This is a genomic window from Escherichia sp. Marseille-Q3837, assembly GCF_916618735.1.
Taxonomy (GTDB): domain Bacteria; phylum Pseudomonadota; class Gammaproteobacteria; order Enterobacterales; family Enterobacteriaceae; genus Escherichia; species Escherichia ruysiae.
Genome location: NZ_CAKAKC010000001.1, coordinates 1,281,590 through 1,303,300, shown reverse-complemented (window position 1 = coordinate 1,303,300; position 21,711 = coordinate 1,281,590). Strand labels below are relative to the sequence as shown.

The 21,711-nt window shown below is 51.4% G+C and carries 20 protein-coding genes; 5 read left to right on the top strand and 15 right to left on the bottom strand.

Annotated features, from left to right (window positions below):
- Positions 1–31: 31 nt before the first annotated feature.
- The 3 genes from LG381_RS06110 to soxR form a co-directional block, all read right to left on the bottom strand.
- Positions 32–1,681: a Na+/H+ antiporter gene (locus tag LG381_RS06110; RefSeq protein WP_000402198.1), complete on the bottom strand. Its 1,650-nt coding sequence runs from the start codon at positions 1,679–1,681 to the stop codon at positions 32–34.
- Positions 1,682–1,831: 150 nt separating this feature from the next.
- Positions 1,832–3,181 (bottom strand): guanine/hypoxanthine transporter GhxP, encoded by a 1,350-nt coding sequence (gene ghxP / locus LG381_RS06105; RefSeq protein WP_000106865.1) that lies wholly within the window; start codon positions 3,179–3,181, stop codon positions 1,832–1,834.
- Positions 3,182–3,728: 547 nt separating this feature from the next.
- Complete coding sequence (soxR, locus tag LG381_RS06100; protein ID WP_000412428.1) at positions 3,729–4,193, bottom strand: redox-sensitive transcriptional activator SoxR; 465 nt, start codon at positions 4,191–4,193, stop codon at positions 3,729–3,731.
- An 85-nt stretch (positions 4,194–4,278) separates the two neighbouring features.
- Here soxR and soxS point away from each other — a divergent pair, with 85 nt between their 5' ends.
- Positions 4,279–4,602, top strand: a complete 324-nt coding sequence (gene soxS / locus LG381_RS06095) for a superoxide response transcriptional regulator SoxS (protein ID WP_000019357.1) — start codon at positions 4,279–4,281, stop codon at positions 4,600–4,602.
- A 2-nt stretch (positions 4,603–4,604) separates the two neighbouring features.
- Here soxS and LG381_RS06090 read toward each other — a convergent pair whose 3' ends face one another.
- Entirely contained in the window at positions 4,605–6,191 is a 1,587-nt protein-coding gene (locus tag LG381_RS06090; RefSeq protein WP_225762142.1) for an EAL domain-containing protein, read from the bottom strand.
- A gap of 447 nt (positions 6,192–6,638) precedes the next feature.
- Between LG381_RS06090 and LG381_RS06085 the strand changes: the two genes are divergently transcribed.
- Positions 6,639–6,920: a YjcB family protein gene (locus tag LG381_RS06085; protein WP_000224317.1), complete on the top strand. Its 282-nt coding sequence runs from the start codon at positions 6,639–6,641 to the stop codon at positions 6,918–6,920.
- A 98-nt stretch (positions 6,921–7,018) separates the two neighbouring features.
- Here LG381_RS06085 and ssb1 read toward each other — a convergent pair whose 3' ends face one another.
- Positions 7,019–7,555: a single-stranded DNA-binding protein SSB1 gene (gene ssb1, locus LG381_RS06080; protein ID WP_000168309.1), complete on the bottom strand. Its 537-nt coding sequence runs from the start codon at positions 7,553–7,555 to the stop codon at positions 7,019–7,021.
- A gap of 250 nt (positions 7,556–7,805) precedes the next feature.
- Here ssb1 and uvrA point away from each other — a divergent pair, with 250 nt between their 5' ends.
- Entirely contained in the window at positions 7,806–10,628 is a 2,823-nt protein-coding gene (gene uvrA, locus LG381_RS06075) for an excinuclease ABC subunit UvrA (protein WP_000357756.1), read from the top strand.
- Positions 10,629–10,793: 165 nt separating this feature from the next.
- Here uvrA and LG381_RS06070 read toward each other — a convergent pair whose 3' ends face one another.
- From LG381_RS06070 to dnaB, 6 genes are all read right to left on the bottom strand, one after another.
- Positions 10,794–11,150, bottom strand: a complete 357-nt coding sequence (locus tag LG381_RS06070; RefSeq protein ID WP_000155671.1) for an MmcQ/YjbR family DNA-binding protein — start codon at positions 11,148–11,150, stop codon at positions 10,794–10,796.
- 3 nt (positions 11,151–11,153) lie between these two features.
- Entirely contained in the window at positions 11,154–11,570 is a 417-nt protein-coding gene (locus LG381_RS06065) for a secondary thiamine-phosphate synthase enzyme YjbQ (RefSeq protein WP_000270381.1), read from the bottom strand.
- A 110-nt stretch (positions 11,571–11,680) separates the two neighbouring features.
- A complete protein-coding gene (aphA, locus tag LG381_RS06060) occupies positions 11,681–12,394 on the bottom strand; it encodes an acid phosphatase AphA (RefSeq protein WP_105290457.1) in 714 nt (237 codons plus the stop codon).
- Between the two features lie 334 nt (positions 12,395–12,728).
- Entirely contained in the window at positions 12,729–13,922 is a 1,194-nt protein-coding gene (tyrB, locus tag LG381_RS06055) for an aromatic amino acid transaminase (protein ID WP_000486927.1), read from the bottom strand.
- Positions 13,923–14,164: 242 nt separating this feature from the next.
- On the bottom strand, positions 14,165–15,244 hold the full coding sequence (gene alr / locus LG381_RS06050) for an alanine racemase (protein ID WP_001147290.1): 1,080 nt from the start codon (positions 15,242–15,244) through the stop codon (positions 14,165–14,167).
- A gap of 52 nt (positions 15,245–15,296) precedes the next feature.
- Positions 15,297–16,712, bottom strand: coding sequence for a replicative DNA helicase (gene dnaB, locus LG381_RS06045; protein WP_225762141.1), 1,416 nt, complete (start codon positions 16,710–16,712; stop codon positions 15,297–15,299).
- Between the two features lie 82 nt (positions 16,713–16,794).
- Here dnaB and LG381_RS06040 point away from each other — a divergent pair, with 82 nt between their 5' ends.
- A complete protein-coding gene (locus tag LG381_RS06040) occupies positions 16,795–17,778 on the top strand; it encodes a quinone oxidoreductase (RefSeq protein WP_000235546.1) in 984 nt (327 codons plus the stop codon).
- Between the two features lie 163 nt (positions 17,779–17,941).
- Here the strand turns inward: LG381_RS06040 and pspG are convergent, their stop codons facing one another.
- The gene (gene pspG, locus LG381_RS06035) at positions 17,942–18,184 is read right to left on the bottom strand and encodes an envelope stress response protein PspG (RefSeq protein ID WP_000891404.1); all 243 of its coding nucleotides are present in this window, start codon (positions 18,182–18,184) and stop codon (positions 17,942–17,944) included.
- 134 nt (positions 18,185–18,318) lie between these two features.
- Positions 18,319–19,314, bottom strand: coding sequence for a tRNA dihydrouridine(20/20a) synthase DusA (dusA, locus tag LG381_RS06030; RefSeq protein WP_085461286.1), 996 nt, complete (start codon positions 19,312–19,314; stop codon positions 18,319–18,321).
- A gap of 154 nt (positions 19,315–19,468) precedes the next feature.
- Between dusA and zur the strand changes: the two genes are divergently transcribed.
- Entirely contained in the window at positions 19,469–19,984 is a 516-nt protein-coding gene (gene zur, locus LG381_RS06025; RefSeq protein WP_000416266.1) for a zinc uptake transcriptional repressor Zur, read from the top strand.
- A 41-nt stretch (positions 19,985–20,025) separates the two neighbouring features.
- Here the strand turns inward: zur and LG381_RS06020 are convergent, their stop codons facing one another.
- Complete coding sequence (locus LG381_RS06020) at positions 20,026–20,235, bottom strand: CsbD family protein (protein ID WP_001030603.1); 210 nt, start codon at positions 20,233–20,235, stop codon at positions 20,026–20,028.
- 115 nt (positions 20,236–20,350) lie between these two features.
- Entirely contained in the window at positions 20,351–21,676 is a 1,326-nt protein-coding gene (gene dinF / locus LG381_RS06015; protein ID WP_032226476.1) for an MATE family efflux transporter DinF, read from the bottom strand.
- Positions 21,677–21,711: the final 35 nt, after the last annotated feature.

The following is a 21,711-nucleotide window of genomic DNA, read 5'->3' as shown; positions in this document are numbered from 1 at the left end:
GGTTGGCGGGCTCACCCGCCAACCCTGCAGATTATTGATTTTCCTCAATCAACAACGCTTCCAGCAAATCGAGATCGTGCAGTAATTTTTGCAGCGTTTCGTTGCTGATCTCCCGCGTGGCGCGCAGGTGGTAGAGTTCAGCGCGTTCAGAACGCAGCGCCGCCAGACGGAAGCGACGCTCCAGGTTCTCTTCCTGAACCGAACTTTCAACGTCATTACGTCCATCGGCGCGACGGCGCAGATTACCAATCACGCGAGAGCTGACTTCAGTGAGCAACTGGTTGTCGATATTCTCTTCGGTATCCGCCGCCAGACGCTCCTCCATTTTCTGGATCGCCACAATTGCCACTTCAGCGGTTGCCGCGCGCGCGATTCGCTCCTCTTTCAACTGTTGTGAATGGTCTGCGACTTCAATGTGTTGTAGCAGAACAGGCAGCATCACTACGCCGACAAACAGCGAAAAGAGAATGACACCAGCCGCCAGGAACACCAGCTCATAACGCGCCGGGAAGACATTTCCATCCGGCAACAGCAGAGGAATAGAGAGCACACCAGCAAGAGTAATTGCCCCGCGCACCCCGGCGAAAGAAGCGATAAGGATTTCTCGTGTCGTCCACGAACCAAACTCCATCGGCTTCTTCTTCAGGAACCGGTTGCTGAACTTTTTCATCGTCCACAGCCAGCCAAAACGCACCAGCATTAGCGCCGCATAAATCAAGATGATGTCAGTAAACAACATCCAGATTTCGACGTTAGGGTCAATTTCCGCCGCAACCAGCGACGTTTCCAGAATACCCGGTAGTTGCAGACCCAACAGCAAGAACACCATGCCGTTAAAGACAAATTCCAGCATCGCCCAGGTGCTGTTCGCGCGCAGTCGCATCGCCAGCGGCGCACGGCGCATCACGCCGGAACGGGTGATGGTCATCCCGGCGGCAACTGCTGCAAGGATGCCGGAAACGCCAATATGTTCGGCAATCAGATAAGAGGCAAACGGCAGCAGGAACAGCAATACGATCTGCGTCGCGGGTTCATCGCCGCCCCAGCGGCTGAGGAAACGCAACGAGCGACCATACAGCCAGCTCACCGCAAAACCGGCGAGAATACCGCCAATGGCCACTTTCATAAATTCAACCGTCGCGCCGCCAACGGTGAAGATCATCGTCCCCATCGCAACTGCCACGGCAAACTTCAGCGACACCAGGCCGGAGGCGTCATTCATCAACGCTTCGCCCTGCAAAATCCCCATGATTTTTTTCGGGATGCGCCCTTCGCCAACAATCCCGGAGAGCGCCACGGCATCGGTCGGAGAGAGCACCGCCGCCAGCGCAAAGGCGGGTATCAGCGGGATACCCGGCACCACCCAGTAAATAAGGAAGCCAATGCCGACCACAGTGACCACCACCAGCGCCAGCGCGAGGCCGAATATTTCCCGACCATGTTCGAGAAATTCGCGGGTTGGTGTTTTCCAGCCATCAGCAAACAGCAACGGCGGGATAAACAAGACTAAAAAGAGTTCAGGATCAAACTCCACATGCAAACCAAACGTCGGCCACGCCAGTAGCGCACCGATGGCGATTTGCATAAGCGGAAGCGGGATCTGAAAGGGCATGACACGAGTGACCACCCCGGACAGCGAGACCACGAGGGTCATTATCAGTATGGTGAAGAAGATTTCCATGCGTTCCCTGTTTGCAATGTTTTTTATGATTTGAGAAAGGCGTTATGCCCGGACTCTCAGTTTTTCAGAATATCGCAAAAGCTCACACAATGTACGGAGAAAATAAAAACGGGCAGCCATTGCCACCCGTTTTCAGAATCTTATTAAAGCTTAGATAGCCCAGCCTCCAGCATAGAAGGTGACCAGCGCCACGGCGATAACGACCGTACCGATGTTCAGCTTACGCCATTCGCCAGAAACCAGACGACCAATCACCAGGGTCGCGAAGCCGATCATGATGCCAGTTACGATGTTACAGGTCAGCACGATGAATACTGCTGTTACCAGACCCGCCATTGCATCGACGAAATCAGCAAAGTCGATTTTCGCCACGTTGCTCAACATCAACAGGCCAACGTACATCAGCGCCGGAGCTGTTGCGTAACCCGGAACGAGGTAAGAGAGCGGAGAGAGGAACAGAATCAGCAGGAACAGCACGCCAACCGTGATTGCCGTCAGACCGGTTTTACCGCCCGCTGCTGTACCCGCCGCAGACTCAATGTATACCGCAGCCGGAGCCGCACCGACCAGGCCAGAGAAAACGCTGCTCAGGGAGTCGGTGGTCAGTGCTTTACCGCCGTCGATAATCTGCCCGTCTTTATCCAGCAGGTTCGCCTGACCGGCTACCGCACGGATGGTTCCGGTAGCATCGAAAACAGCAGTCATCACCAACGCCAGTACGCTCGGCAGAACCACAGGGTTCAGCGCCCCCATAATATCCAGGCTACCAATTAGCGAATTACCGTTCTCATCGCTCAATGAAGGCATGGCGAAAACGCCAGAGAAATGGACGTTAGGATCAAAGAGCAGACCCACAATCGAGATGCCGATAATGGTTAACAGGATACCGCCTGGTACTTTCAGTTTTTCCAGACCGATAATTACCGCCAGACCTACCAGCGACATAATCACCGGGAAGGTTGCGAAATCACCCAGCGCAACGGGCAGACCGTCGAGCGGGTTTTTAATCACCAGACCAACACCATTAGCGGCAATCAGCAGCAAGAACAGGCCGATACCAATCCCCGTGCCGTGTGCCACGCCGTGCGGTAAGTTGCGCAAAATCCAGCTACGGATACCCGTGGCAGAAATTACCGTAAACAGAACACCCATCAGGAACACGGCACCCAGCGCGACAGGTACGCTAATATGTTGCCCCAGCACCAGGCTGAATGCGGTAAACGCCGTCAGAGAGATGGCGCAGCCGATAGCCAACGGCAGATTGGCCCATAACCCCATCGCGATAGAACCAATCCCGGCAACCAGACAAGTTGCAACAAAAACTGCCGCTGGCGGGAAGCCCGCTTTACCCAACATACCTGGAACGACGATAACCGAGTAGACCATCGCCAGAAACGTTGTTAACCCGGCAACCACTTCCTGACGGACGGTGCTTCCACGTTGTGAAATTTTAAACCAGGCGTCGAGTGAACCGCCGGTACGCGCTGATGGCGTAGACATAAGAAAACATCCCCTGAGAGTTTATTTTTCGTCAAGATGCGTGGCGGACAATCCCCTGCCAGCGAAACGTTATTCTTCCTGCTTCAGGTTTGCGACAATCTGGGGCGTCGCAAAAAAGCAAACGTTTAGCTCCGCGCATACAAAACGGGTGGTAAAAAAAAGCAAACGATTATCCGGCGATCATAGCGGCTTTTTCAACCGAAGTTTGCTGCTTTTTTCCCTTTTCTTGTGTTGACGATGAAAAACCAGGCAATTGATGCGCAAACGTTATCGTGGATGCGCAAAATTACGGCATTTGTAGGCAACTTGTGGCGAAGGTTTACGGTAAAAAATCACGCAAGATGGCAAAAATATTGCGGTTAAAAAGGATCACTTTGCACTGGCGAAGAAACAGCGGTGACATACAATTAAAGTATCAACACTAACCGGAACCTCCACCACGTGCTCGAATGAGGTGTGTTGACGTCGGGGGAAACCCTCCCGTGTACCAGCGGGATAGAGTGAAAGACAAAGACCGGAAAACAAACTAAAGCGCCCTTGTGGCGCTTTAGTTTTGTTCATCTTCCAGCAAGCGTGCGCCGGTGCCTTCTTCCCCTAAGCGGTCGCCCGGGTTACGCAACGGGCAGTCGCTACGCGAAAGGCAGCCGCAGCCAATACAACCGTCCAGTTCATCACGCAGCGCGACTAAGGTATGAATGCGTCGATCCAGTTCTTCTCGCCATTGCGAAGATAGCTGTTTCCACTCTTTCGCACTTAACGTATGCCCTTCGGGCAACACACCAAACGCTTCACCAATGGTCGCCAGCGGAATGCCAATGCGTTGAGCAATTTTGATAATTGCGACGTATCGCAACACATCACGCTTATATCGCCGCTGATTACCGCTATTGCGGATACTGGTAATCAATCCTTTGCTTTCATAGAAGTGCAGCGCCGATACCGCCACGCCGCTACGTTTCGCCACTTCGCCTGGAGTAAGCAAGGCTTTAATGCGGGGTAATTTCTTTTCCATAAATCGCTTTACCTCAAGTTAACTTGAGGAATTATACTCCCCAACAGATGAATTAACGAACTGAACACTGAAAAGAGGCAGATTTATGTCCCATCAGAAAATTATTCAGGATCTTATCGCATGGATTGACGAGCATATCGACCAGCCGCTGAACATTGATGTGGTGGCGAAAAAATCAGGTTATTCAAAGTGGTATTTACAGCGAATGTTCCGCACTGTGACGCATCAGACGCTTGGCGATTACATTCGTCAACGCCGACTGCTACTGGCTGCCGTTGAACTGCGCACCACCGAGCGCCCTATTTTTGATATCGCGATGGATCTGGGTTACGTTTCACAGCAGACCTTTTCCCGCGTTTTCCGTCGGCAATTTGATCGCACTCCCAGCGATTACCGCCACCGGATCTAGGGTTACTGCCCGCGCATGGCGTCATGCGCGGGTAATTGCTCTGCCCATGCCATAAAAACCTGCGGCGGCATCGCCTTTGCAAAGTACCAGCCCTGACAATAGCGCACGCCGCGTTTGCGCAGCCAGTTGACCTGATCCTCCGTTTCCACCCCTTCTGCAATCGTTTTTAGACCCAAACTATGTGCCAGTTCGATGATGTGTTCCGCAATCAAATGGCTGGTTTTATGCGTGGTCAACGTCTCAACAAACGATTTATCGATTTTCAGGATATCAATATTCAATGAGTTAAGGTTATGCAGGTTGGAGTAGCCAATACCAAAGTCATCGATCGCCACTTCGTAACCAGCCTGACGGAAAGCCAGAATAATCGGCGTCATTTTGGCGACATCTAAAAATGCATGTTCAGTGACTTCAAATTTAATTTGCTGCGGACGCACGGTGAATTGTTCTATTTTTTGATTGGTTAAGGCAATGACCCTTGAAGTATGAAAATCGGAGGCAGACAAATTAATTGAAGTAGATAATTCAGGGTGTTTTTCCAGCCAGGAACCGAGATCGTCAAACACCATGTTAATGACATAATCTGTCACCTGCGCAATTAGACCCTCTTGTTCCGCCAGCGGAATAAACTCTGCTGGCGTCATTACCTGTCCCTGATTCCCCGGCCAGCGTAGCAATGCCTCAGCACCAATACATTTATTCGTTTTAATATCAATAATCGGTTGGTAATAGAGACAAAGCTGCCGTTTTTCGAGGGCACGTTGCAATTTACGCTTAGGTGACTGGTACTTCTGGTTTATACGCAGCCAGAGTAAAAGCAGCACCAGGCTGCCCATAATGCCTGCCGGTAAGGCAAATACAAGGTGATTATAAAAGTGTGACAAAATACGCTGATTGGAGGTTGCAACGATAGCAGCAATGGGACGTTTTGTTGAATGGACTATCGCATATAAATAACCGTTCTGCTGTACGGTTATTTCCCTTTGATGAATCAATGGTGAGAATTTTTCTGCTGAGGCTTGTTTACTTAAAGAGAAAAAGGTTTTCGTCACCGTATCATATACCCCCCATTGCAGCGTTGGATCGTCAGACATCACCTCGCTCCAGAATAAAGGGTTAATTACCGCGACATAGTTTCCTCGCTGCATATAGGTCATTTTATAACCGGCAAAAAAAGGAGTGTCGCGATAATAATAGATTGAGACATTAGGTTCACGCTTATAGTTCGCTGGCGATATCGTATAGCCGTTAACGGGAGCCATTAATGTTGAGCATAAAAAAAGGTTATCGTGGGCATAGATCAATTCGTTGATATAAAGATAACCACGGATAATATTCAACATTTGTTGTTGATGAGTGGGTGTACAAATTTGTCCCTGATAGCGTTCCGCATCGTCGCTTGCTAAATCTGCCTGGCGAATGACCAGCTCGGATTTCTCCAGTGCTAACTGGGCAAAAGCACGAAGTTGATTATTCGCTTCCGCTTTAGCCCAAAGAAAGGCGATCCATAGCGACAGAATGATGGGAAGGAGGACTACAAAGATAATACCCGGCAATGCCAGCAATTTGTGTCGCACACTATGACTCATTTCTATCAATTCCCTGCCTGGTTATACCTGGTCATTGCAAGGTTAAAACCCTGGCTACCGACGACGTTAGATAAATCTTACGGTATAAATAGCACTTTTGCCTGATTTGAAATTGATACCTTCATAATCTTTGTTTAAATAAAAATAACTCGCTGATATCAAAAGGGCATTGCTGAAAAAATGCAGATCAGGCAGGAAGTTACAATATTTCTTTATTATGCATTGTCTCGATTTCACTGAAAAACCACATAATTAGTACAGCAATAAAAGTAGCAGCATAATCTGGCTAACAAACGAGCAATTGTGATATAGTTCACAAAAATTTATGAAACAAACTAAGTGTTTCATTTTATGTTCTGAAAGTCCCGCGATAGCCAGAGTGTATCACGCCCCCCGTGAGTAATGCCGTGCTATCCAGGGCTTGGTAATTTTCAGAGGAAATGTTTGATGGCTACCCTCACCACTGGCGTGGTTCTCCTTCGCTGGCAGCTTCTTAGCGCCATATTGATGTTTCTGGCCAGCACGCTCAACATCCGTTTCCGGCGCTCTGATTATGTCGGGCTGGCAGTGATTAGTAGCGGTCTGGGCGTGGTTTCCGCCTGTTGGTTCGCAATGGGGTTGCTTGGCATCACAATGACCGATATTACTGCCATCTGGCACAACATTGAGTCGGTGATGGTGGAAGGGATGGGTCAAACTCCACCACAGTGGCCGATGATTTTGACCTGATATGTAGAAGCCTCCATAACGGAGGCTTCTTTTTTATGGCTGGCGGATGCTTTAATCACCCACATTAAAACAATATAACCTATTGTTTTAATGACAAATCAGAACGGAATGTCGTCATCGAAATCCATCGGTGGCTCGTTAGACGGCGCTGCCGGAGCGGACTGCTGCGGGCGAGACTGCGCACCGCCGCTGAACTGATTGCCACCCTGCGGCTGCTGAGGCTGCCCCCAACCGCCCTGCGGCTGACCGCCACCGACGTTACCGCCTGCCGGTGCGCCGCCGCCCTGGCGACCACCCAGCATCTGCATGGTGCCGCCAACGTTCACCACGACTTCTGTGGTGTAGCGATCCTGGCCGGATTGGTCAGTCCATTTGCGGGTACGCAGCTGACCTTCGATATAAACCTGAGAACCTTTACGCAGATATTCGCTGGCAACTTCCGCCAGTTTGCCGAACAGCACAACACGGTGCCATTCAGTCTGCTCTTTCATCTCGCCGGTCGCTTTATCACGCCAGGATTCGGAAGTAGCCAGCGTAATGTTGGCAACTGCGCCACCATTCGGCATATAGCGTACTTCCGGGTCCTGGCCCAGATTACCAACGAGAATAACCTTATTTACGCCTCTGCTGGCCATGTCGTGTCTCCTGAAAAAAACGTTCTAATAAGTGTAAACGCGCGATTGTAGCATTACCAATAGCGGTTTTACCACGATGTGACCTCGGTTCCGGTAAACAAACATGGCCCGACATTGTTACACAGCACTCCGGGTTTTGCATTCCAATACTGTATATTCATTCAGGTCGATTTGTGTCATAATTAACCGTTTGTGATCGCCGGTAGCGCCATGCCGCCGGGCAAAAAAGTGTTTAATCCGGGAAAGGTGAATGGATAAGATCGAAGTTCGGGGCGCCCGCACCCATAATCTCAAGAATATCAACCTCGTTATCCCCCGCGACAAACTGATTGTCGTCACCGGGCTTTCGGGTTCTGGCAAATCCTCGCTCGCTTTCGACACCTTATATGCCGAAGGGCAGCGTCGTTACGTTGAATCCCTTTCCGCCTACGCGCGGCAGTTTCTGTCACTGATGGAAAAACCGGATGTCGATCATATTGAGGGGCTTTCTCCCGCCATCTCAATTGAACAGAAATCGACGTCTCATAACCCGCGTTCCACAGTGGGGACCATCACTGAAATCCACGACTATTTGCGTCTGCTGTACGCTCGCGTCGGCGAGCCGCGCTGCCCGGATCACGACGTTCCGCTGGCGGCGCAAACTGTCAGCCAGATGGTGGATAACGTGCTTTCGCAGCCGGAAGGCAAACGTCTGATGCTACTCGCGCCAATCATCAAAGAGCGCAAAGGCGAACACACTAAAACGCTGGAGAATCTGGCGAGTCAGGGTTATATCCGCGCGCGTATTGATGGCGAAGTCTGCGATCTTTCCGATCCGCCGAAACTGGAACTGCAAAAGAAACACACCATTGAAGTGGTTATCGATCGCTTCAAGGTGCGTGACGATCTTACCCAGCGTCTGGCGGAATCGTTTGAAACCGCACTGGAGCTTTCCGGCGGTACGGCGGTTGTTGCGGATATGGACGATCCCAAAGCGGAAGAACTGCTGTTCTCCGCGAACTTCGCCTGCCCGATTTGCGGCTACAGTATGCGCGAACTGGAACCACGCCTGTTCTCGTTTAACAACCCGGCGGGCGCCTGCCCGACCTGTGACGGCCTCGGCGTACAGCAATATTTCGATCCCGATCGCGTGATCCAGAACCCGGAACTGTCGCTGGCTGGCGGGGCGATCCGTGGCTGGGATCGCCGCAACTTCTATTATTTCCAGATGCTGAAATCACTGGCAGATCACTATAAGTTTGACGTCGAAGCGCCGTGGGGCAGTCTGAGCGCAAACGTGCATAAAGTGGTGCTGTACGGTTCTGGCAAAGAAAATATCGAATTTAAATACATGAACGATCGCGGCGATACCTCCATCCGCCGCCATCCGTTCGAAGGCGTGCTGCACAATATGGAGCGCCGTTATAAAGAGACGGAATCCAGCGCGGTACGTGAAGAGTTAGCTAAGTTTATCAGCAATCGTCCGTGCGCCAGTTGTGAAGGGACGCGTTTGCGCCGTGAAGCGCGCCATGTTTATGTCGAGAATACGCCGCTGCCTGCTATCTCCGACATGAGCATCGGTCATGCGATGGAGTTTTTCAATAATCTCAAACTCGCTGGACAACGCGCGAAGATTGCGGAAAAAATCCTCAAAGAGATTGGTGACCGCCTGAAATTCCTCGTTAACGTTGGGCTGAATTACCTGACACTTTCCCGCTCGGCAGAGACACTTTCCGGCGGCGAAGCCCAGCGTATCCGTCTGGCGAGCCAGATTGGCGCAGGGCTGGTTGGCGTTATGTATGTGCTGGATGAGCCGTCTATCGGCCTGCACCAGCGCGATAACGAACGTTTGCTGGGTACGCTTATCCACCTGCGCGATCTCGGTAATACCGTGATTGTGGTGGAACACGATGAAGACGCGATTCGCGCGGCTGACCACGTTATCGACATCGGTCCAGGCGCAGGTGTTCACGGTGGTGAAGTGGTCGCGGAAGGGCCGCTGGAAGCGATTATGGCAGTGCCAGAGTCGTTGACCGGGCAGTACATGAGTGGTAAACGCAAGATTGAAGTGCCGAAGAAACGCGTTCCGGCAAATCCGGAAAAAGTGCTGAAACTGACAGGCGCACGCGGCAACAACCTGAAAGATGTGACGCTAACGTTGCCAGTAGGCCTGTTTACCTGCATTACAGGGGTTTCAGGTTCCGGTAAATCGACGCTGATTAACGATACCCTGTTCCCGATTGCCCAACGCCAGTTGAACGGCGCGACTATCGCCGAACCGGCACCCTACCGTGATATTCAGGGGCTGGAGCATTTCGATAAAGTCATCGATATCGACCAAAGCCCAATTGGTCGTACTCCGCGTTCCAACCCGGCAACCTATACCGGCGTGTTTACGCCTGTGCGCGAATTGTTTGCGGGCGTACCGGAATCCCGCGCGCGCGGTTATACGCCAGGACGGTTCAGCTTTAACGTCCGTGGCGGACGCTGCGAAGCCTGTCAGGGCGATGGCGTGATCAAAGTTGAAATGCACTTCCTGCCGGATATTTACGTACCGTGCGACCAGTGCAAAGGTAAACGCTATAACCGCGAAACGCTGGAGATAAAGTACAAAGGCAAAACCATCCACGAAGTGCTGGATATGACCATCGAAGAGGCGCGAGAGTTCTTTGATGCCGTACCGGCGCTGGCGCGTAAGCTGCAAACGTTGATGGACGTTGGCCTGACGTACATCCGACTCGGGCAGTCCGCCACCACGCTTTCCGGTGGTGAAGCCCAGCGCGTGAAGTTGGCGCGTGAGCTATCAAAACGCGGCACCGGGCAGACGCTGTATATTCTCGATGAGCCGACCACCGGTCTGCACTTTGCCGATATTCAGCAACTGCTCGACGTACTGCATAAACTGCGCGATCAGGGCAACACCATTGTGGTGATTGAGCACAATCTGGACGTGATTAAAACCGCCGACTGGATTGTCGATCTTGGCCCGGAAGGCGGCAGCGGCGGCGGCGAGATCCTCGTCTCCGGTACGCCAGAAACCGTCGCGGAGTGCGAAGCTTCGCATACAGCGCGCTTCCTCAAACCAATGCTGTAATCACAAAGGCCGCTTTCTGAGCGGCCTCAGACTGATGACAAAGTCTAAAAATGTGCTCGGACAGTCCCCTCGCCCCTCCGGGGAGAGGGGGAAAACCGTGCCGCTTTTGACTTTTAAGCCAGTTTTTCAGCAATATCAGGCCGCTTTCTGAACGGTCTTTTCCTTTCAGAGTTGTACCAGCAATTTGCGTTTTTCTTCCGGCAGCAAATTCACCGCCTGCTGATACGACGCATCGACCAGATAATAGATTTGCGAATCCGGCAACGATCCGTCGAGATATACGGTACTCCAGTGCGCTTTATTCAGATGTCGGCTGGGACGTACATCGCTGTGCTGCTGACGCAGAAGATCCGCCAGTTCCGGGCTGGTTTTCAGCGAAACCGCCGGGCGATTTTCCACTTCTTTCACCATCGCAAACAGCACATCTTCCACTTTGATTTGCGTCGCTTTCCAGTCACTGTGAACGCTCTGTTCAGCGCCAGGTTTTGCCATGCAATATTGTAGCAACTCCGATATGGTCATTTTTTACTCCCCTTGTAGTGTCGCGATGATGCGACGCGATCCGCCGTGGACACGATGTTCCCCCAGCCAGATACCCTGCCAGGTGCCGGTCTGAATACGTCCTTTATGCACTGGCAAAACAAGCGATACTCCCAGCATTGAGGATTTGATATGAGAAGGCATATCATCTGCCCCTTCATAATCATGCTCATAGTTTCCGTTATCGGGAACAGTGCGGAGGAAAAAACGCTCCATGTCCTGGCGTACCGTGGGGTCGCAATTCTCATTAAGTGTCAGAGAGGCGGAAGTGTGTTGCAGCAACAGGTGCAGTAAACCGACATTAACACGCGGCATATCTGCCAGTTGATTCAGAATTTCATCCGTTACCAGATGAAACCCGCGAGATTTGGCGCTAAGCGTGAGCGTCTTTTGATACCACATGTGCTGCTCCTTGATAAAACTCTCTTAATCAGTTTGCAGCAAGACAGCGAAAGGATAAAGGTGTGATTAAAAAAACAGCATTAGGGAGAGTGACACACTCTCCCGCACTATCAGTATTCTGAATTAACGATCACCTCTTCGCCAAAAGCACCCGCTTGTGGCAAGGGTTTGTAGGTAGAGTTGGAGGCACGCAGAATACGGATACCACGAATGCCGACATCACGCGCGGCAGTCATATCATTATCGGAATCGCCATAAAACATTCGGATATTTTTATCCTGCAACCACTGCGTTTTCGTGTTTTGTCCTGGTTTATCACCCGCAAAAATTACTGGATTCATACTGGTTGCCGGGATGTGGAAATCATCGGCTAGTGTTTTCGAAACCGTTTCTGTTTTCGTTGGGCTACGGCCAGTCACAAAAAAGATGGTATCGCCACGGCGGACATGTATATCAATTAGCTGACGTGCGACCTCTTTTGGAATGCTGAATTCATCCCAACCATTGTTCATCTTTTCCCAGAATGCTGGGTTTTTTAGATAATCTTCGCTTTCTGGCGAGAATATTTTCTTGCCGCGCCAGAATCCGGGGCTGGAAAACAAAACGGTATCATCGATATCAAACCCAACCGCCATCGGTGGGCGCCCGGCAAGGCTATTTTCAATTTGTGCGACCGATACCCAATGGACAGGTGCCTGTTCAGCGAGTCTGGCAACGTTAGTGCCGGGATTAAGCGGTGAAGGTGAAGAGGCTAACGCAACAGCAGAACTGTTTAGAGCGAACAATAAGCAAACGGCACTCAATGCCTGTGTGATCTTGCGCATATTTTTCCCTAAATAGTCAGTAAGTTGAAACTTTTTATTATGAAGTGTGTTGGAAAAGCCATCTGACCATAACGCCAGCAGCGAGGGAAAGGAAGGATTATCTGCGGCTTTTGTGAAGAAAGGGAGAAGGATCACATGAGACCAGTCCGTGTTTGTAACTATTTAATAACTTAATATATTTCCATAGTATAAAAATGTTCGGAAATGAAACGCCTATTTTATTCACGTTTATAAGAAATAAGTCTTCATCTCCTTCGTACTATTTACCTGGATAATACATAGCCCCCTTATTTATAATAGAGCAGGCGGCTTTTCAACCGCCTGCTGGTTAACCTTACATCACTGCAGCAAACGCCTTTGCAACGCGCTGCACGTTCGCAGAGTTAAGCCCGGCAACACACATACGACCGCTGGCGATCAGGTAAACGCCAAATTCCTCGCGCAGGCGATCGACCTGAGCGGCGCTTAAACCGGTATAGCTGAACATGCCGCGTTGCTTAAGCAGGTAATCAAAATTGCGCTCCGGCATCTCAGTGCTCAACACCCGCACCAGTTGCTGACGCATTGCCAGAATACGGGTACGCATTTCTTCTACTTCTGCCAACCAACTGGCTTTCAACGCCTCATCATTCAGCACCGTTGCCACTACCTGTGCACCAAAATTCGGCGGACTGGAGTAAATACGGCGCACAGTAGCTTTCAGTTGCCCCAGCACACGGCCTGCGGCTTCGGCATCTTCACACACCACCGAAAGACCGCCGACACGTTCGCCGTACAGGGAGAAAATTTTCGAGAATGAATTGCTTACCAGAGCAGGTAATCCGGCGCTGGCAATGGCGCGAATGGCATAGGCATCCTCTTCCATACCGGCACCAAATCCTTGATAAGCGATATCGAGAAATGGGATAAGCTCGCGTGCTTTGAGAATTTCAATGACTGCGTCCCATTGGTCGTTGGTGAGATCGGCGCCCGTTGGGTTATGACAGCACGGATGCAGTAGCACAATACTGCGGGCAGGCAATGTTTTTAGCGTCGCCAACAGATCGTCAAAACGCACACCGTTGGTCACTTCATCATACCAGGGGTAAGTGCTCACTTCGAATCCAGCCCCGGCAAATATTGCTACGTGATTTTCCCAGGTGGGATCGCTGACCCACACACCTGATTCCGGGAAGTAGCGTTTCAGGAAGTCAGCCCCCACTTTCAATGCCCCTGAACCGCCAAGCGTTTGAATAGTCGCCACGCGCTGTTGTTGTAACACCGGATGATTAGCGCCAAACAGCAGTGGCGCAATAGCATGGCGATAGCTGTTAAGCCCTTCCATCGGCAGATAAAGTGAAGCGCCGTGAGGCTGCGCATTCAGGCGCGCTTCCGCTTCTTCGACGGCTTTTAATTGTGGAATAATCCCGTCTTCGTTGTAGTACAGACCGATACTCAAATTCACTTTGTCGCTGCGAGGGTCTTCTTTAAAACGCTCCATAAGCGAAAGAATCGGGTCGCCAGCGTAGGCGTCAACTTTTTGAAACACGCGATGGTTCTCCAGGTTTACGGGCAGGTGGTTAAAACACAATAAACCGGAAGATGGGGAAGATCGAGAGGATGTTTAGCAATGAGCAGCAATTAATAACGCAGCGAAGCTGATAAAAAACGCAAAACCTTCAGAGGTACGAACGACAAGAGTGTATCAATTTATTGAATTTACATAAATTTGCAGGCCGGATAAGGCTTTCACACCGCATCCGGCACAGACAATCAACTATTGCAGAACGATTAATCCACGTATTTCATCGCGACCCTTGATGTCAGGCGCGTGATAAGTTCGTAAGCACTCACTTTCGTCATTTCTGCGATACGCTCTACGGGCAGACCTTCGCCCCATAAAATGACCTGATCCCCGGCTTTATCCTGCGCCTGCGGGCCTAAATCTACGCAGATCATATCCATCGCGACTCGCCCCACAATCGGCACTTCGCGGCCGTTCACCAGCACTGGTGTACCGGACGGCGCGGCGCGCGGGTAGCCATCGCCATAGCCCATCGCCACCACGCCAAGGCGGGTATCGCGCTCGCTAATCCAGGTGCCGCCATAGCCTACCGGTTCACCTGCTTTATGCTCACGCACGGCAATCAGGCTGGAGGTCAGTGACATCACTGGCTGGCAACCGAAATCGGCACCGGTGGAACCATCTTCCAGCGGTGACACGCCATAAAGAATGATGCCCGGGCGCACCCAATCAAAATGCGACTGCGGCCATAACAAAATTCCGCCCGATGCGGCGATTGAACGCTTGCCGGGTCTGCCTTCGCAAAAGGTATTGAAGATATCGAGTTGTTTCTCAGTCGCGCCGCATTTTGGCTCATCAGCACGAGCAAAGTGGCTGACAATATTCACCGGCTGACGGACGTTTTTACATTGCGTAAGTCGTTGATAAAACGCTTCAGCTTGTTCCGGTAACACGCCCAGCCGGTGCATACCGGTGTCGAGTTTCATCCAGACGGTAACTGGCTCCTCCAGATTGGCTTCTTCCAGCGCAGCAAGCTGTTCTTCGTTATGCACGGCAGTATGCAGATGTTCAGCGGAGATCGTCGGCAGATCGTCTGCTTCAAAAAAGCCTTCCAGTAACAAAATAGGTTGCGTGATGCCCCCCGCCCTAAGCCGCAGGGCTTCTTCGAGACGGGCAACGCCAAAGGCGTCGGCATCGGGGAGCGTTCGCGCGGTCTCAATCAGACCGTGACCGTAGGCGTTCGCTTTCACCACCGCAACCAGTTTACTGGCAGGTGCCAGTTCACGCAGACGTTGCAGGTTGTGTCGCAGAGCGCGGCGGTTAATCACAACAGTTGCCGCTTGCATTTGTGTTCCTTGATAAGTGTTTGCTTTAATTACCTAATTCATAAAATAATTATTATTCGTCGTCGTACTGTGGCCCCGCGTAGTTGTCGAAACGCGACCATTGACCGTTAAAGGTCAGGCGTACCGTCCCGATTGGGCCGTTACGTTGTTTACCGATAATAATTTCCGCGATGCCTTTTAAGTCACTGTTTTCGTGATAAACCTCATCACGATAGATAAACATGATCAAGTCCGCATCCTGCTCGATGGAACCGGATTCACGCAGGTCGGAGTTGACCGGGCGTTTGTCAGCACGTTGTTCCAGAGAACGGTTCAACTGAGACAGCGCCACCACCGGCACATTCAGTTCTTTCGCCAGGGCTTTTAGCGAGCGGGAGATTTCTGCAATTTCCAGCGTACGGTTGTCTGAAAGCGCCGGTACGCGCATCAATTGCAGGTAGTCGATCATGATGAGTCCGATGCCGCCGTGTTCACGGGCAATACGGCGCGCGCGGGAGCGCACTTCCGTTGGCGTCAGGCCGGAGGAGTCATCAATGTAGATATTTCGTTTTTCCAGCAAAATGCCCATCGCGCCGGAAATACGCGCCCAGTCTTCATCATCCAGTTGCCCGGTACGAATTTTGGTCTGGTCAACGCGCGACAACGACGCCAGAGAACGCATCATAATCTGTTCCGATGGCATCTCCAGCGAGAAGATAAGTACTGGTTTATCCTGCAACATCGCCGCGTTTTCGACGAGGTTCATCGCAAATGTCGTTTTACCCATCGACGGACGCGCGGCGACGATGATCAAATCCGACGGCTGCAAGCCAGCGGTTTTTTTGTTGAGATCGTCATAGCCGGTATTAACACCGGTTACACCATCGTGCGGTTGCTGGAACAGTTGCTCAATACGCGCCACCGTGGCGTCGAGCACATCGGCGATATTCTTCGGCCCTTCGTCTTTATTGGCACGACTTTCGGCAATTTTAAAGACGCGAGATTCAGCAAGGTCGAGCAAGTCTTCACTGGTGCGCCCTTGCGGATCAAAACCGGCTTCGGCAATCTCATTCGCAACTGAGATCATCTCACGGACAACGGCACGTTCGCGCACGATGTCGGCATAGGCACTGATGTTCGCTGCACTTGGCGTATTTTTTGACAGTTCCGCCAAATAAGCAAAACCACCAACGCTGTCAAGTTGCCCCTGGCGCTCCAGTGATTCGGCAAGGGTGATCAGGTCAATTGGGCTACCGCTTTCCTGCAAACGCGCCATTTCGGTAAAGATATGACGGTGCGGACGGGTGTAGAAATCATCTGCCACCACTCGCTCGGCCACATCGTCCCAGCGTTCGTTATCCAGCATTAAACCGCCCAACACCGACTGCTCCGCTTCGATCGAGTGCGGAGGCACTTTCAGCCCGGCAACTTGTGGATCGCGATCGCGGGGTTCAGCCTGCTGTTTGTTGAAGGGTTTATTTCCTGCCATAGTGAATGGAGTTACCGAGATAAAGAATGGGTCGAAACTTTACCATATGAAGCAGACCCTGACGATACGTTCTGGAGGACACATGGCAACACGAATTGAATTTCACAAGCACGGTGGCCCGGAAGTACTTCAAACCGTGGAATTTACTCCTGCCGATCCGGCAGAGAATGAAATCCAGGTCGAAAATAAAGCCATTGGCATCAATTTCATCGACACTTATATCCGCAGCGGCCTTTATCCACCGCCATCGCTACCCAGCGGATTAGGCACCGAAGCGGCTGGCATTGTGAGCAAAGTCGGCAGCGGCGTGAAGCATATTAAAGCGGGCGATCGTGTGGTTTATGCGCAGTCAACGTTAGGGGCTTACAGTTCTGTGCATAACGTCAATGCCGATAAAGCGGCAATTCTGCCAGCGGCGATCTCTTTTGAGCAAGCTGCCGCGTCGTTCCTGAAAGGCTTAACGGTTTATTATCTGCTGCGCAAAACGTATGAAATCAAACCTGACGAACAGTTCCTGTTCCATGCGGCTGCTGGCGGCGTGGGCTTAATTGCCTGCCAGTGGGCAAAAGCCTTAGGAGCAAAACTTATTGGCACTGTGGGCAGCGCGCAAAAAGCGCAAAGTGCATTAAAAGCGGGTGCATGGCAGGTAATTAACTATCGCGACGAAAATCTGGTCGAGCGATTAAAAGAGATCACCGACGGCAAGAAAGTGCGCGTGGTGTACGATTCCGTAGGCAAAGATACCTGGGAACGGTCGCTGGATTGTCTGCAACGTCGCGGTTTAATGGTCAGTTTTGGTAACTCATCAGGCGCGGTGACGGGTGTGAACTTAGGCATTCTCAATCAGAAAGGCTCGCTGTATGTGACACGCCCTTCCCTGCAAGGCTATATCACCACGCGGGATGAGTTAACCGAAGCCAGTAATGAACTGTTTTCTTTGATCGCCAGCGGCGTGATTAAGGTCGATGTCGCAGAGCAACAGAAATATCCGCTGAAGGATGCGCGGCGTGCGCATGAGATTTTGGAAAGCCGGGCGACGCAGGGTTCCAGCTTACTGATCCCATAAAGAAATTGGGCTTCCACCTGGGAAGCCCTTTCTTTTATAGTTCGGCTGTATGTAGGGTACAGCACGATGAATCTGTTAGAGACGCAATAGTGACAGATTTGATAATCAATTCCTATTTTGTTCTAAGGATAAAACCTTAGGTTGTGATCATCCGCACAATCCCTTAGTAACGCCAGCGGTCATAACGCTGATATTTCGGCACTTTTGGTGCTTTAATCGCCTTAATAACCCACACCACCGCAATCGCCAGCAGTAACCACGGCAGCAACTTAATCATCAATGCCAGCATACCACCGAGGAACATAATGGCCGTCGCCACAACCAGCGCGGCGATAATGCCCAGCAACGAAACGCCGGTGACCATCAACATGACAAAAAAGCCAATCACAAAAAGTAGTTCCAGCATGATGTACTCCCAAATATGAAATCTCTTGCAGCCATTACAAGAATCATGCCAAAACCTAACATTATGATTTATAAAAAATATGCCCCGCGACGGTGCGCAGGGCATAGTGAATTTGACTACTTTGTGGTGAAAAATTAACGCTTATCCGCCACCAGTTTGAGCGCATGTTCCAGCACGTTAATGTCAGCACCCGCTTTATGGGCATTTTCACTTAAATAACGACGCCACTGCCGCGCACCAGGAATACCCTGGAACAGACCCAGCATATGCCGGGTAATATGGCCGAGATACGTCCCCTGGCTAAGCTCACGCTCAATGTACGGATACATGGCGCGGACTACCGCCACCGGATCGGCATCAGTATCAGAGGAACCAAAGATCTCTCGATCCACCGCCGCCAGAATCCCCGGATTCTGGTACGCCTCACGTCCGACCATCACGCCATCCATATGTTGCAAATGCGCTTTAGCCTCTTCCAGCGACTTGATGCCACCGTTAATCGACATCGTCAGATGCGGAAAATCACGCTTCAGTTGATAGACACGCGGGTAATCGAGCGGCGGGATTTCGCGGTTTTCTTTCGGGCTTAAACCAGAAAGCCAGGCTTTACGCGCGTGGATGATAAACATCTCACACTCGCCTTTACCGGAAACGGTGTTGATGAAATCACAAAGAAATTCATAGCTGTCCTGGTCGTCAATACCAATACGCGTTTTCACCGTGACTGGAATCGACACCACATCGCGCATCGCTTTAACGCAGTCGGCTACCAGTTGCGCATTACCCATCAGGCACGCGCCAAACATGCCGTTCTGTACCCGGTCAGACGGGCAGCCGACATTCAGGTTGATTTCATCGTATCCGCGCGCTTCTGCCAGCTTCGCACACTGCGCCAGTGCCGCTGGATCGCTTCCACCCAGTTGCAACGCCACCGGATGCTCTTCTTCACTGTACGCCAGGTAATCACCTTTACCGTGAATAATTGCCCCCGTGGTCACCATTTCGGTATAGAGAAGTGTATTGCGGGAGAGCAGACGCAGGAAATAACGGCAATGTCTGTCCGTCCAGTCGAGCATCGGGGCAATGGAGAAACGGTATGCGGAATAAGCGGTTTGTGATTCTGCTGACATGGCGTTTTTTTAAGCACCTGGTGAATTGGGGGCGCTACTATAGCATAACGAATATGCGATCAGGCAATGTGACAGCTATGACGCCCTGTTCTCGGCGTTTAAGTGAGAACTATGGTAAAGTAAGGACATTCTTAACCCCACTTTGAGGTGCCCAATGGAAAAGACCACAACGCAGGAGTTATTAGCGCAAGCTGAAAAACTCTGTGCACAGCGTAATGTGCGCCTGACCCCGCAGCGCCTTGAAGTGTTGCGCCTGATGAGTCTGCAGGAAGGAGCAATCAGCGCCTACGATCTGCTTGATTTACTGCGTGAAGCAGAGCCGCAGGCCAAGCCGCCAACGGTTTATCGCGCACTCGATTTTCTGCTTGAGCAAGGGTTTGTGCATAAAGTTGAGTCCACCAACAGCTATGTGCTCTGTCACCTGTTCGATCAACCAACGCATACTTCAGCTATGTTTATTTGCGATCGCTGCGGCGCAGTGAAAGAAGAGTGTGCGGAAGGTGTGGAAGACATCATGCATACGCTGGCGGCAAAAATGGGTTTTGCCCTGCGGCATAATGTGATTGAAGCGCATGGACTATGTTCAGCATGTGTAGAAGTGGAAGCGTGTCGTCATCCTGAACAGTGCCATCATGACCACTCTATTCAGGTGAAAAAGAAACCGCGTTAAGAGGGCGTACATCCTTGTACACGTCGGGCAGGAGGGATTAATTACCAGCGGTATTCATTGCGGGTTTCCCAGTCCACGACCTCTTTCTCTGCCTGATCTTTCTGGTAACCGTAACGTTCCTGGATTTTACCCACTAACTGATCACGTTTACCTTCAATGACCGTCATATCATCATCGGTCAGTTTGCCCCATTGCTCTTTCACTTTACCTTTGAACTGTTTCCAGTTACCGCCGACTTCGTCTTTATTCATATTCAAGTCCTCATCGTTAGGTGGTGAATGAGAGTACGCTCGCTTTTCTTCTGAACGTGGGATTAAGTGTAGTCAGGAATTTGGCTTAGGATTATTTATTCAGAATATTTAACCGTCACGCTCCGGCAAACCAGGTTCCGTTGCGCCAGTGACGACGCCAGATAGCCGCCAGAGAAAGCCCGCGCAGCGCCAGAAAGACGGTTAACGCCAGCCACAAACCATGATTACCCAACCACGGCAGTGTGAGGAGCGTCAGCGCAAATCCTGCTGCTGCCACCGCCATACTGTTTCGCATTTCGGCGGCGCGCGTTGCACCTATAAACATGCCGTCCAGCAGATAACACCAGACACCAACCAGCGGCAAAATCACCTGCCAGATAAGATAGCGGTCAGCCAGTTGCTGAATCTGGGTTAACGACGTCAGCAACGCAATGATGTGTTCCCCTGCCAGCAAATAAATCACAGAAAACAGCAACGCTACGATCCCCGACTGGCGGCACGCTGCGCGCCAGACATCCAGTAACTGGCTACCGTCGCGCGCACCGTACGCCTGACCTGAATGCGCTTCAACCGCGTAGGCAAAACCATCCAGCGCATAGGCGGTAAAGGTGAGTAGCGTCATCAGAACCGCGTTAACGGCGATAATGTCACTTCCCAGTCGCGCGCCAAGTACCGTTATTGCACCAAAACAGAGTTGCAATAACAGGGAGCGCAGCATGATGTCGCGGTTAAGCGCCAGCAAGCGACGGACGTTTCCTCGCCAGGCTGTTTTCAGCATTTCGCCGGAAATACCGCGTAGTTTAAGGATTTTACGCACCATTAGCAGACCAATCAGCAACGTCGCATATTCTGCGATGACCGTTGCCAGCGCCGCGCCCTGCACGTTCATATGCAACCCCATCACCAGCCAGACATCCAGCACAATGTTGAGAATATTACCCACCACTAACAGGACAACCGGCGCACGGGCATATTGCACGCCGAGCAACCAGCCAAGTAATACCAGGTTTGCCAGCGACGCCGGTGCACTTAGCCACCGAATTTCAAGAAAGCGCCGCGCCTGTTCCAGCACGGCTTCACTGCCACCAACAATATGCAGCGCCAGATCGATAATCGGTGTACGCAACAGAGCAATCAACGCGCCAGCCCCCAGCGCCAGTAGCAACGGCTGCACCAGCGCACGCGCTAATGCCTGAGGATTTTTGGCACCATACGCCTGCGCAGTAAGCCCGGTAGTGCTCATGCGCAAAAACAGCAACAGCATAAAGAGAAAGCTGGTCGCCGTTGCGCCAACCGCCACGCCGCCCAGATAAACCGGACTATCAAGATGACCAATTACCGCCGTATCAACCAGCCCCAGCAACGGAACGGTGATATTGGAGAAAATCATAGGTAAGGCGAGATGCCAGAGAGCTTTATCAGATGAAGTGAGGAATGCCATGCAGACAAGCCTGATGAAGAGAGATGAAAAACAAA

Excerpts from the sequence above, each read along its gene's own strand:
- LG381_RS06065 (WP_000270381.1), bottom strand. The coding sequence starts at position 11,570 with ATGTGGTATCAAAAGACGCTCACGCTTAGCGCCAAATCTCGCGGGTTT.
- LG381_RS06110 (WP_000402198.1), bottom strand. The coding sequence starts at position 1,681 with ATGGAAATCTTCTTCACCATACTGATAATGACCCTCGTGGTCTCGCTG.
- LG381_RS06070 (WP_000155671.1), bottom strand. The coding sequence starts at position 11,150 with ATGACCATATCGGAGTTGCTACAATATTGCATGGCAAAACCTGGCGCT.
- uvrA (WP_000357756.1), top strand. The coding sequence starts at position 7,806 with ATGGATAAGATCGAAGTTCGGGGCGCCCGCACCCATAATCTCAAGAAT.
- LG381_RS06040 (WP_000235546.1), top strand. The coding sequence starts at position 16,795 with ATGGCAACACGAATTGAATTTCACAAGCACGGTGGCCCGGAAGTACTT.
- LG381_RS06090 (WP_225762142.1), bottom strand. The coding sequence starts at position 6,191 with ATGAGTCATAGTGTGCGACACAAATTGCTGGCATTGCCGGGTATTATC.
- dinF (WP_032226476.1), bottom strand. The coding sequence starts at position 21,676 with ATGGCATTCCTCACTTCATCTGATAAAGCTCTCTGGCATCTCGCCTTA.
- LG381_RS06085 (WP_000224317.1), top strand. The coding sequence starts at position 6,639 with ATGGCTACCCTCACCACTGGCGTGGTTCTCCTTCGCTGGCAGCTTCTT.
- dusA (WP_085461286.1), bottom strand. The coding sequence starts at position 19,314 with ATGTCAGCAGAATCACAAACCGCTTATTCCGCATACCGTTTCTCCATT.
- zur (WP_000416266.1), top strand. The coding sequence starts at position 19,469 with ATGGAAAAGACCACAACGCAGGAGTTATTAGCGCAAGCTGAAAAACTC.
- soxR (WP_000412428.1), bottom strand. The coding sequence starts at position 4,193 with ATGGAAAAGAAATTACCCCGCATTAAAGCCTTGCTTACTCCAGGCGAA.
- pspG (WP_000891404.1), bottom strand. The coding sequence starts at position 18,184 with ATGCTGGAACTACTTTTTGTGATTGGCTTTTTTGTCATGTTGATGGTC.
- aphA (WP_105290457.1), bottom strand. The coding sequence starts at position 12,394 with ATGCGCAAGATCACACAGGCATTGAGTGCCGTTTGCTTATTGTTCGCT.
- alr (WP_001147290.1), bottom strand. The coding sequence starts at position 15,244 with ATGCAAGCGGCAACTGTTGTGATTAACCGCCGCGCTCTGCGACACAAC.
- ssb1 (WP_000168309.1), bottom strand. The coding sequence starts at position 7,555 with ATGGCCAGCAGAGGCGTAAATAAGGTTATTCTCGTTGGTAATCTGGGC.
- soxS (WP_000019357.1), top strand. The coding sequence starts at position 4,279 with ATGTCCCATCAGAAAATTATTCAGGATCTTATCGCATGGATTGACGAG.
- LG381_RS06020 (WP_001030603.1), bottom strand. The coding sequence starts at position 20,235 with ATGAATAAAGACGAAGTCGGCGGTAACTGGAAACAGTTCAAAGGTAAA.
- dnaB (WP_225762141.1), bottom strand. The coding sequence starts at position 16,712 with ATGGCAGGAAATAAACCCTTCAACAAACAGCAGGCTGAACCCCGCGAT.
- ghxP (WP_000106865.1), bottom strand. The coding sequence starts at position 3,181 with ATGTCTACGCCATCAGCGCGTACCGGCGGTTCACTCGACGCCTGGTTT.